Genomic DNA, 13,263 nt, shown 5'->3' on the forward strand with positions numbered 1-13,263 from the left:
GCGGAAGCTATACATCTAGACCTGATTGTTTTATAAGGCAAGTTTCCGCGTGCGGTTACGGGATATGCAGCGGTAAATGAGGCAGGAACAGGCGGTAAAAGCACAAATGAAAAAACCGGGCGTTGCCGCCCGGCGAAGTAACTCTGGGTATAAAGTGAAGCTAAGGTTTGCAGTGGTGGTTATTCATCACATCAGAACTGGTAGGTCAGGGCGACGGCAATCACGTTGTCGTCTTTCAGACCCAGCTTGTTATCGCCGTCGAGTTGGTTGATTTTATAATCGACATAGGTCGACATGTTCTTGTTGAAATAGTAGTAGGCGCCAACGTCGATATATTTCACCAGGTCGGCGTCGCCGATGCCTTCAATATCTTTGCCTTTCTGCTGAACATAACCCAGCGATGGACGCAGACCGAAGTCGAACTGATATTGAGCAACCAATTCCAGACCTTCCGCCTTATTGGCAAAGCCGCTTACGGAAGTGGAATTATTATTGATAGTGGCGGTGCCGGAGATTGGCGCGATATTACGGCTTTGCGAATAGGTCGCTGCCAGGTAAACATCGTTGTTGTCGTATTTCAGGCCGCCGGCCCAAATATCAGCTTTGTCGCCCTTACCGAAGGTGCCCGCTTTTTGCCCGGCAGTACGGTTGGAAGACGCATAGGCGGCACCCACGCTCAGGCCGTCGATGATTTCATAGCTGGAAGACAGGCCCCAACCGTCGCCGTTCGCCTTGCTGTTGGAACGGCCGTCGTTTTCGTTCTTGCCCTGGTACTGTACCGCGAACTTCAGACCTTCGACCAGGCCGAAGAAGTCATTGTTACGGTAGGTTGCCACGCCGTTGGTACGACCATTCATAAAGTTGTCGGTTTTGACGTAGGCGTCATCACCGAACTCAGGCAGCATATCCGTCCAGGCGCCGACGTCATAGATAATGCCGTAGTTGCGGCCGTAGTCGAATGAACCGATATCTTTATATTTCAGACCGGCGAAGCCCAAACGGGTTTTGGTATCTTTTGTGCCGTCAGATTCAGAGTGGTTGGCTGCTATTTGATATTCCCACTGGCCATAGCCAGTCAGCATATCGTTAATTTGAGTAGCGCCTTTAAAACCGATACGCACATAGGTTTTATCGCCATCATTACCGGCATCGTCAGAGAAATAGTGCAGTGCTTTTACGCGGCCGTAAAAATCAAGTTTGTTGCCGTCTTTATTGTAGATTTCTGCTGCCTGTGCTGTCTGCGCAATTAAAAGTGCCGGAATAATAACGGCCAGAAGATTACGTTTCATGATTTACCCTGCTTTATTCGATTGAAAGACGCTTATCATCAGTAGTACTGCTGTTTCACTGTGCCGCCTGTTTGTTTGCAGCGAGGATTTTTTACCGTAGTTATGTGATCTATTTATGACAAAATATTCATTTCCATGTCGAACGATTAAAAATCTCGCGGAAAGCGTCTGTTTCTTCTACGGGCGCCTAAAATTCCCCGTGATGCCCATCAGGTCGCTGCCAAAAATCATGCGTGAGATTTATACGTTGACGACTTCCTTCAGCGCATCAGGAGGGCTTATTGTCCTGTTTATGTGAATGATTGATGCTGAAAATCCCGATTTTCACCCATGCAGGTTGAGGGTAGCGTAAAGCTTCCCTTCAGCAGCAGGAGTGCAAGATGCAACCTTCCCAACAGGCTGGCCAGCAGGCGTTTGGCGACATTGCCCCCAAGTTGGCGCAGCTCAGCGACAGCGTATTATTCGACGATGTATGGCAGCGACCGGGGCTCACGCCGCGCGAGCGCAGTCTGATCACCGTGGCGGCGCTGGTGGCGCTCAACCGCGTGGAGCAGATGCCGTTTCATCTGCAACTGGCCGAACGCAATGGCGTGAGCGTTGAACAGCTCGCCGAGGCGATCACCCATCTGGCGTTTTATGCCGGTTGGCCAGCGGCGGCCTCTGCCGTGGCACGCCTGCGCGAATTGAAACAGGAGTAGTCCCATGCCATTCAGCCGTATCGCTTTGCATCAGGGCAAGTCAGCGCAATACCTGAAAACCTTATCTGACAGCCTGCACCAGGCGCTGGTCGAGACTTTTAGCGTGCCGCCGGCCGACAAGTTTCAGGCCATTGATCAATACCGCCCCGGCGAGCTGATTTACGATCCCCATTATCTCGGCGGCCCACGTTCGGCGGATTATGTGCTGTTTTACATCACCATTGGCCGTCCGCGCGATACCGCCACCAAGCAGCGTTTTTATCAGCGGTTGGCGGCGTTGCTGGCAGAAAACCTGCAGTTGAGCCCGCAGGATGTGATGGTAGTGATTACCACCACCCAACAGGACGAGTGGTCGTTCAGTGCGGGTCGCGCTTCAATGATCGAAGGCTAGGCTGACGCAGCCGACGGTCTGTGGGACAATAGCGCCATCATTTCGTTGAGATACAGAGTTGAATGGCGCTCTCCCCCGCAGTTAAAGATCAGATTGGCCAGTGGTACAAAGCCCTGCAGCAACAAATACCGGATTTTATTTCCCGTGCACCGCAACGGCAGATGATCGCCGAAGTCGCGAAAACCCTGGCCGGAGATTATCCGCGCCACCTGGCGATTGAGGCGCCGACCGGCGTGGGCAAAACCCTGTCGTACCTGATCCCAGGGATCGCCGTAGGCCGCGCGGAGAGCAAACCCCTGGTGGTCAGTACCGCCAACGTGGCGCTGCAGGATCAGATTTACAGCAAGGATTTGCCGTTGCTGAAGAAGATCATTCCCGATTTGAAATTCACTGGCGCCTTTGGCCGCGGGCGCTATGTTTGCCCGCGTAATCTGGCGGCATTGAGCACCGACGTCAGCGAGCAGGGTGATCTGACGCTGTTCCTGGATGACGAACTGGCCCCTTCCAGCGGGGAAGAGCAGGCGCTGTGCCAGAAACTGAGCAAAGCGCTCAGCCGCCATGAGTGGGACGGGTTGCGAGACCACTATCAGCTGACGATCGACGATCCGCTGTGGATTAAACTCAGCACCGACAAGGCCAACTGCCTAGGGCGCAACTGCCATTACATCCGCGAATGCCCGTTTTATATCGCCCGTAAAGAGATTGAAACCGCCGACGTGGTGGTGGCTAACCATGCTCTGGTGATGGCGGCGCTGGAAACGGAATCGGTACTGCCCAACCCGAAAGAGCTGTTGCTGGTGCTGGACGAAGGCCATCACCTGCCGGAAGTGGCGCGTGACGCGCTAGAGATTGACGGCGAAATCACCGCGCTGTCGACCAATTTGCAACTGGACATGATCGTGCGTCAGGTTGAACAGTGCATGACGCAATATCGCCCGAAAAGCCCACCGGGGCTGACCAACGACGAACGTTTGAAAAATCACTGCGAAGAGATGCGTGAGCTGATCCAGATTTTCGAGCATCAGGTCAGCGCCTATCTGCCGACCGACACCGTGATTGCCGAACACCGGTTTGAAATGGGCGAACTGCCTGCGGAGATGGTGGAAACCAGCGCACGCTTGTTCAAGCTGACTGACGCGTTGCGTGGGGTGGCGGAATTTATCCTCAACGATCTCAGCGAGCAAACCGGTAAGCACGACATTGTGCGACTGCACCGTTCAATCATTCAGATGAGCCGCACCCTGGGTTATCTGGAAGCGATGAGCAAACTGTGGCGGCTGGCGGCACTGGACAAGTCTTCCAATGCGCCGATCTCCAAATGGGTCACGCGCGATTTGCGCGATAACGTGACGCACCTGTATTTGCACTGCGTAGGCATTCGCGTGAGCGACCAGCTCGAAAAGCTGTTGTGGCGCAAGGTGCCGCATGTGGTCGTCACCTCGGCGACTCTGCGTTCATTGAACAGCTTTGCGCGCCTGCAGGAAATGAGTGGGCTGAGCGAGAAAGCCGGCGATCGTTTCGAAACCCTGTCTTCGCCGTTTAACCACGTTGAGCAGGGCAAGATTGTCATCCCGAACATGCGTTTCGAACCGGCGATGGCCAACGAAGCTGAGCATCTGGAAGAGATGGCGCGCTTTTTCCGCGCCGAGCAGGCCAGCGGCAAACACAAGGGCATGCTGATCCTGTTCAGCAGTCATCGTGCGATGCAGACCTTCCTCAGCTACGTGACCGATTTGCGCCTGATGCTGTTGGTACAGGGCGATCAACCGCGTTATCGCTTGGTGGAAGAGCACCGCAAGCGGGTCGAAAAAGGCACTGCCAGCGTGCTGATAGGCCTGCAGTCGTTTGCTGAAGGGTTGGATCTGAAAGGGGAATTGCTGACCCAGGTGCATATTCACAAGATCGCCTTCCCGCCGATCGACAGCCCGGTGATCCTGACCGAAGGCGAGTGGCTGAAGTCGCTGAAGCGTTATCCCTTCGAGGTGCAAAGCCTGCCGAGCGCTTCGTTCAACCTGATCCAGCAGGTGGGCCGACTGATCCGCAGCAACGAATGCCACGGCGAGATCGTGATTTACGATCGCCGGCTGCTTACCAAAAGCTACGGCTCGCGCCTGCTGGCGGCATTGCCGGTGTTCCCCATCGAACAGCGTGAGGTGCCTGAAGCCGACAAGGCACACCAGGCAGCGCTTAAATCCGTCGCCGAAGCGGAGAAAAAGAGCAAGAAGCGCAAGAGCCCGTTCGCCCGCAAACGTACCCGTTAATCACAGCATTGGCGGCAGGCGACGTTTCACCGGCGTTGTTTTGACGATGGAGGTATTGCTCTGTGCGCGCTCGGCCAGCCGATCGAGGATCTGGTCGAGTTGCTCCATCGAATGAGCCACCAGACGCACGATAAAGCAGTCTTCGCCGGTCACCTTGTCACACTCAACCACCTCCGGGATCTCCTGAATCATTTGCTCGACCTTTTTCAGCATGCCCGGCAGCGGTTTGATGCGCACCAGCGACTGAAAAGCGTAGCCCAACGCCTGCAAATTGACGTTCAGGGTGTAGCCCTGGATCACGCCGCTCTCCTCCAGCCGCCGCAGCCGCTCCGAGGTACTGGGTGATGACAACCCGACGCTGGCGCTGAGGGTTTTCAGCGATACCCGCGCATCCTCTGCCAGCAGGTTCAGGATTTGACGATCGATAGCATCCATAGGCTCTCCATTAGTTTTTTTCAATTCATGCCTTAATTAAAAAGGAATTTAAGCATTATTGCCTTTTTTATGCCATGGAAACCGCTGCAGGAAAGCCGCAAGCTAAGTGCATAGGCTTACTGTGAGGAAACCAAGATGAATGCAGAGATAAAACGCGGCTCGCTGGAGATGATCGCCGCGATGTTGATTTCCGGTACCATCGGCTGGTTTGTGCTGATGTCCGGCCAGCCGGTGATCAACGTGGTGTTCTGGCGCTGTGCGGTAGGGGCGCTGGTGCTGCTGGCCATTTGTGCTGCGCTGGGGCAGCTGCGGCGCGACAGCCTGACGCGTACTACGTTGCTGGTGGCAATCGCCGGCGGCGTAGCGCTGGTGGTTAATTGGCTGTTGTTGTTTGCTGCCTATTCCTATGCGTCGATCTCCATCGCGACGGCGGTGTATAACACGCAGCCGTTCATGCTGGTGGCGCTGGGGGCGCTGTTTCTCGGCGAGAAGCTGACCCTGCGTAAGCTGTTTTGGTTGGCATTGGCGTTTATCGGCATGACGCTGGTGGTGTTGGCGCAGCCCAAACAGGCCGGTGGACAGAACAACTACCTGATGGGCATTTTGTTGTCGCTGGGCGCGGCATTTTTTTACGCGCTGATGGCGCTGGCCGCCAAACGGTTGAAAGGGACGCCACCGCACCTGATCGCCTTGATCCAGGTAACGGTCGGCGCGCTGATGCTGTTGCCGATGGTAGATTTCCACGCGCGGGCCAATGCCGGACAGTGGGGCATGCTGGTGACGGTGGGCGTATTGCACACCGGGATCATGTATGTGTTGCTGTATGGCGCGATCCAAAAGTTGCCGACCAACCTGACAGGTTCGCTGTCGTTTATTTATCCGATCGCCGCCATGCTGGTGGATCGCCTGGCGTTCGGTCACCGATTGGTGGCGCTGCAGTTTGCTGGCGCTGCCCTCATTTTGCTGGCGGCGGCAGGCATGAACCTGCTGGGGGAGCGCCGCGTTCGGCTAGCGGCTGCGCCAGGCGGCAAGCAGGCCCCCGAACAATGACAGCGCCAACAGCAACAACATCACCGGCGTGTAGCCGTAGCTCGGGTAAATCAGGGTCGCCACCGCCAGGCCAACGGCGCCGCCGAGATTGTGCAGTGTCCAGGTGATGCCTAACGCGCCGCCGCTTTGCGATTCGTTGACGCTGTTGAGCGTCGCCAACACCAGCGGGCCGAGAATGCAGCCCCAGCCCAGCCCCATCAGGGCGAAGGCCCCGAGCAGCAGCGGCAGCGGGCTGTCGACGCTAAACCGGCTTTGCAGGGCCGCGGAGCCGGCAAGGGCGGCAAAACCGAGGATCAACGCCGCGCGTGGGCCGGATTTATCCACCCATCTGCCGACCCAGGGCGAGAGGGCTGCCATCACCGCGGTGGTTGGCAGCAACAACAGTCCCAGCATCGTTCCCTGGTAGTGGCGGGTGTTTTCCAGGTAAATCGGCATCAAAAAGAAAGCGGCGCAGTAGAAAAAGGCCAATAGCGCGCTCATCAGGCAAACGCGCAAAAAGGCGGGACGCCGCAGCAAAACCAGCGGTACCAGTGGCGAATGTGCCCGTCGTTCAACCGGCAGTAGCAGGCCGAGCGCGGCGAGCGCCAGTGCAGCCGTTAACCCGGTTTTTGCGCTCAGCCATCCCCATTGGCTGCCCTGACTGATGGCCAGCAGCAGCCCGGCAACGCCGATCACCAACAGCAATAAACCGGGGATATCCAGCCTGCTGCCTTGTTGGGCGCGAGACTCTCGAACGGTTCCCAGGCAGAAGGCGAAACTCAGCGCAATCAGCGGCACGTTCAACAGAAACACCCAGCGCCAGCCCAGGGAACCGACCAACAGGCCACCGGCCACCGGGCCGATCGCCAGACCCAGGCCGTTGACCGCCAGCAAAATGCCGATTGCACGACCGCGCTGCTGCGGCGGCCAGGCATCGGCGACAATGGCCGTAGTGGCGGTGTACAGTACCGCGCAGGCGGCGCCCTGCACAAAACGCCAGACGTTGAGCAGCTCAATACTGCCTGAGAGCCCGGCGCCCAACGACGCGGCGGCGAACGTCAGCATTCCGCAGTACAACACCCGACGACGGCCATACAGATCCGCCAGCCGCCCGGCGCTGACCATAAAGGCGCACAGTGCCATCACGAACAACGTCATCACCCATTGTACGCTGCTCAGGCTGGCGGCCAGCTCACGCTGGATCGCGGGGATGGCGGTATTGACGATGGTGAAATCGATACAGCCCAAAAAGCTGGCGATACTGATGCCAATCAGCAGACGCCATAGTTGGGGTGTGCCGCTGTCGGTCAGAATTTCACTGCGTTCGCTCATAGGGGTTTCCTGACAGAGAAGAGTGCGTCCAGTTTACTCAGCGAAGGCGGTAGCCAGTGGCGTTGTTTCATCGTTTAATAGGCGAATTAATATCGCCAATAGGGCAGGTATCATGATTTCCAGCGAACGATTACATGCAATCCGCGCCTTTGTGCAGGCGGTGCAGGCCGGTGGTTTTAGCCGTGCCGCCGAGCAACTGGGCCTTTCGCGTTCAACGGTGGGTAAAGCCGTGGCTCGGCTGGAACAGCGGCTGCAGGTGCGGTTGTTCCAACGCACCACGCGCAGCCTGTCGCTGACCGATGAAGGGCAGTTGTTCTATGACGATTGCCTGAAGGCGCTGGCGGCGCTGGAAGCGGCGGAAAACCAGCTGGCGGTTCGGGCCCAAACACCGGAGGGACGACTGCGGGTATCGCTGCCGGTGCTGTTCGGCCAAAAGTGGGTGATGCCGCCGCTGCTGGCATTGGCGGACCGTTACCCGAAATTGCACATCGAAGCGTTGTTTTCCAACCGTGCGGCAGATTTGGCGGAAGAGGGGATCGATTTGGCAGTGCGGATCGGTTCGCCGGGTGATGCCGTGGCCATCACCGCCCGGCAACTGGGTGAGCAGCAGCAAATACTCTGCGCAGCTCCGGGTTATCTGACACGACAGGGGGAACCGAGCACGTTAGCAGAACTGTTGCAGCATCAGGCGATTGGCTTACTGCGTGATGGGCGTAGCCAGCCGTGGCATTTGCTGGATGAGCAGGGTAAAGCTCAGCGGTTGTCGCCACCGGCCCGTTTGAGATTGGGCAATATGGAGGCGGTGCTGGGGGCTGCCTGCGCCGGTCAGGGGGTTGCCATGCTGCCGCGTTGGCTGGCGCATGATGCGCTGACGGCCGGGACGTTGCGTGAGGTTTTACCCGGCAGCTGCGGTGCGGGGCTGGCGATTAACGTGGTCTGGCTAAAAGGGACTGGCATGCCGTTACGGGTGAGGGTCGCCATTGATGCCCTGCTGGCGGCCTTCACCCCCAAAGCGCCGTGGCAGTGATTTGGCGCTGGTAAACGCCGGTGGCGCGGCTATGATAAAGCCTGCTTCCCACCATGCTGCGTACGGGTGACTTATGATCGATGCTTCCACCATTTTGCTGTTTTCCGGGGCCTGTCTGGCGCTGACGGTGACCCCTGGGCCGGATATGTTGCTGATTGCCTCGCGCAGCGTTAGCCAGGGGCGCCGTGCCGGTTTCGCGTCACTGGCGGGGATCCAACTGGGTACCTATTGCCACGCGCTGGCGGCGGCATTAGGCCTGTCGCAACTGTTTGTCGCGGTCCCGCTGGCCTATGATGCGGTGCGCATGTTGGGCGCTGCTTATTTACTGTATCTGGCGTGGAAAACGCTGCGATCCGGCAGCAGTTTGCAGGCTTCTGCGGGGTTGGCGGCGGTACCGGCTGCACGCATTTTCCGGCAGGGATTATTCACCAACATTCTTAACCCAAAAATGGCGCTGTTCGTTTTAGCACTGTTCCCACAGTTTATCGATCCACACGCCGGTTCGCTGGTGGTACAAATGCTGTTGCTGGCGACGGTGTTAAATCTGGTGGGGTTGGTGATTAACGGTGGGTTGATCCTGGCGGTCAGCGGCATGAAAAACCGTTTTATCGGCCGCCGCTTCAGTGCGCGCTGGCCGAATTACCTGTTGAGCGGCGTGTTCGCCGGGCTGGCCTGCAAGCTGATTTTTGACAGCCGCAAATAGCCTTACTCCTGCAAGGATGCTTCAAAAGCCGCGCTGGCCGGGCATTGCGGCAGCGCGCTGTACATCACCAGCCGCAAATGATTTTCTTCATCGACAATAAACGACGCATGTTCGAAGGTCACCTGGCCGGCGCCCGGTACGATGAACGTGCGTTCTCCCTGGCAGCGACCGTGAATGTCATGCTGTTGCCACAGCTGACGGAACTGAGGCGAAACCTGCTCCAGCGCCTGCACCCGCTGTTGCATGGTGGCGTCTTGTGGCGCACGCGCATAGTCGCGGCGAAAGCTGGCGAGGATTTGCGGTGCCTGCGCTTGCCATTCCACCAGCCGTTGATTGAGTTGGGGATCGGCAAACAGCATCCACAGCATATTGCGTTGATCCGCCGGGCGATCGCCAATCGCGAATAGCCGTTCCGCCGCCGGGTTCCAGGCGATGATGTCCCAGCTCAGATTCATCACGTAAGCCGGGCGCAGTTGCAGATCGTCCAGCAAGCGGCGCACCAGCGGTGAAACCTGACACCACTGATGACCGACCGGTACCGGCGGGCGTTGATGCGCCAGCAAAAACAGATGGTAGCGCCCGGTCGCATCCAGCTTTAATACCCGCGCCAGATTTTCCAGAAAATCGACCGAAACGTTGATTTCCCGCCCCTGTTCCAGCCAGGTGTACCAGGTCAATCCTACGCCTGCCAACGCGGCGACTTCTTCGCGCCTCAACCCCGGCGTACGGCGACGCGTGCCGCTCGGTAAGCCGACGGCCTGCGGTGACAGCTTCTCGCGTTTTTGACGCAGGAAATCCGCCAGATCCTGACGGGTTCGGTTGAGGGTACGCGGTGGCATAGCGGCCGTCCTGTTGCTGTTAGTAATAGTATAACTGGCTATATAGTAACAGTTTATGACATGTTCCATACTGCCGCCATCGTAATCTTTGGAGGCACGTATGGAACAGTCATTAGCACAAGGCGATCGTCGTCTGGTGGGGTTACCGGTGTTGCTGTTGGGCGGTTTTGTGACGGTGTTTGACCTGTTTGTGGTGAACGTCGCGGCGCCGGTGATCCAGCAGCAGTTCGCGGCCAGTTTCGCTGGCGTGGGGTTGATCATTGCCGGTTATGAGTTGGCATTCGGCGTGTTGTTGATTGCCGGTGGACGTCTGGGCGATCGCTTCGGGCGACAGCGTATGTTTAGCCTCGGCATGCTGGGGTTTTCGCTGACGTCGGCGCTGTGCGGTATGGCTACGTCACTGAGTATGCTGATCGTTGCGCGTTTTCTTCAGGGGGCCGCCGCGGCTCTGCTATTTCCGCAGATATATGCGTTGATGCGCGTATTGTACAACCCACATCAGCGGCGGTGCGCCTTCGCCTGGCTGGGGATGACGCTGGGGCTGGCGGCGATTTTCGGCCAGATATTCGGCGGGTTTATTATTGAAGCCGATGTTTTCGGCAGCGGCTGGCGTATGATTTTTCTGATCAATCTGCCGATTGGCGTATTGGCAATCGTGGCGGCGCGTCGCATTCCCGAGTCACGTCTTGAACAAGCACAGCGGCTGGACGGCATGGGCTTGCTGTTGGCGGCGACCGGTTTGCTGTTGCTGCTAGTGCCCTTGTTGGAAGGGCCATCGCGCGGCTGGCCCTGGTGGGTATTACCGGCGTTGGCTTGCGGAATTGGCATGCTGTGGGCTTTTATTCGTTGGGAGCGGCGTCTGGCGCAGCGTTCTGGGGATGCGGTCCTGGATCCTGCGCTGTTGCGGCAGGGCAGTTTTGCCCCGGGGGTGGGCGTGGTGCTGGCGATTTACTCGACCGCCTCTTCGTTCTTTCTGTGTTTTGCCCTGCTGCTGCAAGCGGGAATAGGCCTGACGCCGTTTCAGGCCGGTAGCCTGTTTGCCCCCGCCAGTGCGGCATTTATGCTGGCCTCGTTCCTGGCACCGGGGCTGGTGCAACGCTGGGGGAACGGCGTGCTGGCGCTTGGCGTCGCAGTCTATGCCGCCGGCATGGCGCTGTTGGTGGTGGAGGTGCTGTCGGGCGCGGCATTGGTACAACCGTTGTGGTTATTGCCGGGGCTGGTGATCCTGGGCTTCGGCCAGGCGCTGAGCATGACGCCGTTGCTTAATTTGGTGCTCGGGCTGGCGAAAGAGCATCAGGCCGGGATGGCCGCGGGGGTCATTTCGACCGTGCAGCAGGTGGGCGGGGCGTTGGGGATTGCCGCCAGCGGCGCGTTTTTTGTTCCCCTGTTGGCGGGCGGTGCTGGCGCAGAACGTTACGGACAGGCGTTTGCCGGCGCGATGGTTTACAACCTGCTGGCGATGGCCGTTGCCTTCGGCTTGCTGAGGTGGATCATCCAAAAACAACGCAAACTGGCCCTTCAGTAAACCCATGGCGGGTGTTATTGCTATTTACCGCCAACCGTAAATCCCCAAGGAGCCAAGGTAATGTATCTGCCTGCCTCATTCCGTGAAGACCAACTGGACGCTCAAATTGCGCTGGTGCGCGCCAACCCGCTCGGCATGTTAATCAGCCAGGGGGAGCAGGGCCTGGTGGCGGATCCGCTGCCCTTTTTAATCGATGCCGATGAGCAGGGTAACGTCCTGCTGCGGGCGCATTTGTCCCGTGCCAATTCCCATTGGCGGCTGTTACAGGCCGCCAGTGAGTGCCTGGTGATTTTTCAGGGAAGAGACGGATATATTTCCCCTGGTTGGTATGAGACCAAACGCCGGAGCGGCAAAGTGGTACCCACCTGGAATTACAGCGTGGTACAGCTGCGCGGTACGCCACGGATCACGGAAGATGCCCGCTGGCTGCGACAACAGCTGGAGGGTTTAACTGCGCTGCAGGAGGGGCGTCAACCTGAACCCTGGCGAATGGAAGATGCTCAAGCCCACTATATTGCCGCACAGATCCAGGGCATTGTCGGCATTGAGATAGCCGTAACCGAACGTTTGGGCAAATGGAAAATGAGCCAAAACCGCAGTGCCGAAGACGCTGATGGGGTGATCGCCGGGCTGCGAGCAGGCGATTCGGACCAGCAGCAACTGGCGGATGAGGTTGAGCGTCGACGCGGATAGGGTATGCTGATCCCAGATTGGATCAGGGGACAGCAGAACGATGGATTACACCAAAATTATCAAAGAAATCGGCCGTGGCAAAAACCATGCGCGCGATCTGGATCGGGAAACCGCTTTCCAGCTCTATCAAAAGATGCTGGCCGGTGAGGTGGGCGAACTGGAGTTGGGCGGTATTCTAATCGCCCTGCGGATTAAAGGCGAAGCCGAAGAGGAAATGCTCGGTTTTTATCAGGCGATGCAGCAACAGGTGATGCGTCTGCAGGTGCCGCAGGGACGGCCGATGCCGGTGGTGCTGCCAAGCTATAACGGAGCGCGCAAGCAGGCGAATCTGACACCGCTGTTGGCGTTGTTGCTGACGCGCGTCGGGTTGCCGGTAGTGGTGCACGGCGTGCTGGACGACAGTACCCGGGTTACCAGCGCGGAAACTTTTCAGGCGCTGGGCCTGCCCTGGTCGCAAGATGCTGCCCATGCCCAACGGCGTTTGGATAACGGCGAAACGGTGTTTATCCCTGTCTCGGCGCTGTCTGCCCCTTTGGATCTGCAACTTGGCCTGCGCTGGCGCATGGGGGTACGTAACAGCGCCCATACGCTGGCCAAACTGGCAACGCCGTTTGCTGAACAGGATGTGTTACGCATTGCCAGCGTGTCGCATCCGGAATACGTCGGTCGGGTGGCTTCTTTCTTCCGTCAAATCGGCGCCCGTGGCTTGCTGATGCACGGCACCGAAGGGGAGGCGTACGCCAATCCTCAGCGCTGCCCGCAGATCCATTACATCGTTAACGGCGAGCAGCAAGTGTTGCTGGAGCGTCCGGAGCAGGATCCCACGCCGGAGCTGCCGGCAGCCAAGGATGCAGAAACCACCGCTCGCTGGACTGAGCGTTGCCTGGCGGGGGACGTGGCGATCCCGCTGGCGATCCAACGCCAGATCGCCTGCTGCCTGTTGGCCGCCGGTGAAGTCGACACCCTGGAACAGGGACTTGAACGTTTACGCAGCGCGTAAAACCCTTGCCTATACTGGAATATTTCGCTAATCGGCTGAAA

At 58.1% G+C, this 13,263-nt stretch carries 13 protein-coding genes; 9 read left to right on the forward strand and 4 right to left on the reverse strand.

Going from position 1 to position 13,263, the window contains the following annotated elements; translation table 11 throughout:
• Positions 1-191: 191 nt before the first annotated feature.
• A complete protein-coding gene (gene ompC, locus M495_RS06735; protein WP_020825885.1) occupies positions 192-1,289 on the reverse strand; it encodes a porin OmpC in 1,098 nt (365 codons plus the stop codon).
• Between the two features lie 380 nt (positions 1,290-1,669).
• On the opposite strand from ompC, the gene M495_RS06740 reads away from it, so the two are divergent.
• The 3 genes from M495_RS06740 to dinG all read left to right on the forward strand — a co-directional run bounded on the left by M495_RS06740 (position 1,670) and on the right by dinG (position 4,639).
• Positions 1,670-1,987, forward strand: a complete 318-nt coding sequence (locus M495_RS06740; protein WP_020825886.1) for a carboxymuconolactone decarboxylase family protein — start codon at positions 1,670-1,672, stop codon at positions 1,985-1,987.
• A gap of 4 nt (positions 1,988-1,991) precedes the next feature.
• Entirely contained in the window at positions 1,992-2,378 is a 387-nt protein-coding gene (locus M495_RS06745; protein ID WP_020825887.1) for a tautomerase family protein, read from the forward strand.
• A gap of 62 nt (positions 2,379-2,440) precedes the next feature.
• Positions 2,441-4,639 carry an ATP-dependent DNA helicase DinG gene (gene dinG, locus M495_RS06750; protein WP_020825888.1) on the forward strand — a complete coding sequence of 733 codons (2,199 nt, stop codon included), beginning with the start codon at positions 2,441-2,443 and terminating at the stop codon, positions 4,637-4,639.
• Here dinG and M495_RS06755 read toward each other — a convergent pair whose 3' ends face one another.
• Positions 4,640-5,074 (reverse strand): Lrp/AsnC family transcriptional regulator, encoded by a 435-nt coding sequence (locus M495_RS06755; RefSeq protein WP_020825889.1) that lies wholly within the window; start codon positions 5,072-5,074, stop codon positions 4,640-4,642. It abuts the gene before it with no gap.
• A 135-nt stretch (positions 5,075-5,209) separates the two neighbouring features.
• Here M495_RS06755 and M495_RS06760 point away from each other — a divergent pair, with 135 nt between their 5' ends.
• Positions 5,210-6,124, forward strand: coding sequence for a DMT family transporter (locus M495_RS06760; RefSeq protein WP_020825890.1), 915 nt, complete (start codon positions 5,210-5,212; stop codon positions 6,122-6,124).
• Here M495_RS06760 and M495_RS06765 read toward each other — a convergent pair.
• A complete protein-coding gene (locus M495_RS06765) occupies positions 6,083-7,435 on the reverse strand; it encodes an MFS transporter (RefSeq protein WP_020825891.1) in 1,353 nt (450 codons plus the stop codon). The two genes, M495_RS06760 and M495_RS06765, sit on opposite strands and share 42 nt — an antisense overlap.
• Positions 7,436-7,547: 112 nt before the next feature.
• On the opposite strand from M495_RS06765, the gene M495_RS06770 reads away from it, so the two are divergent.
• Together M495_RS06770 and M495_RS06775 are read left to right on the forward strand one after the other, a co-directional pair.
• Positions 7,548-8,462, forward strand: coding sequence for a LysR family transcriptional regulator (locus M495_RS06770; protein ID WP_020825892.1), 915 nt, complete (start codon positions 7,548-7,550; stop codon positions 8,460-8,462).
• A 73-nt stretch (positions 8,463-8,535) separates the two neighbouring features.
• The gene (locus M495_RS06775) at positions 8,536-9,165 is read left to right on the forward strand and encodes a LysE family translocator (protein WP_020825893.1); all 630 of its coding nucleotides are present in this window, start codon (positions 8,536-8,538) and stop codon (positions 9,163-9,165) included.
• Positions 9,166-9,167: 2 nt separating this feature from the next.
• On the opposite strand, the gene M495_RS06780 is transcribed toward M495_RS06775, so the two are convergent.
• Complete coding sequence (locus tag M495_RS06780; protein WP_020825894.1) at positions 9,168-10,004, reverse strand: helix-turn-helix transcriptional regulator; 837 nt, start codon at positions 10,002-10,004, stop codon at positions 9,168-9,170.
• A 100-nt stretch (positions 10,005-10,104) separates the two neighbouring features.
• Between M495_RS06780 and M495_RS06785 the strand changes: the two genes are divergently transcribed.
• The 3 genes from M495_RS06785 to ybiB are packed head-to-tail and all read left to right on the forward strand — an operon-like array spanning position 10,105 to position 13,222.
• Positions 10,105-11,529, forward strand: coding sequence for an MFS transporter (locus M495_RS06785; protein ID WP_020825895.1), 1,425 nt, complete (start codon positions 10,105-10,107; stop codon positions 11,527-11,529).
• A gap of 60 nt (positions 11,530-11,589) precedes the next feature.
• Entirely contained in the window at positions 11,590-12,222 is a 633-nt protein-coding gene (locus tag M495_RS06790; protein WP_020825896.1) for an FMN-binding negative transcriptional regulator, read from the forward strand.
• Between the two features lie 40 nt (positions 12,223-12,262).
• Complete coding sequence (ybiB, locus tag M495_RS06795; protein ID WP_020825897.1) at positions 12,263-13,222, forward strand: DNA-binding protein YbiB; 960 nt, start codon at positions 12,263-12,265, stop codon at positions 13,220-13,222.
• The last annotated feature ends 41 nt before the right edge of the window (positions 13,223-13,263 follow it).

Source organism: Serratia liquefaciens ATCC 27592 (assembly GCF_000422085.1).
Classification (GTDB): Bacteria; Pseudomonadota; Gammaproteobacteria; order Enterobacterales; family Enterobacteriaceae; genus Serratia; species Serratia liquefaciens.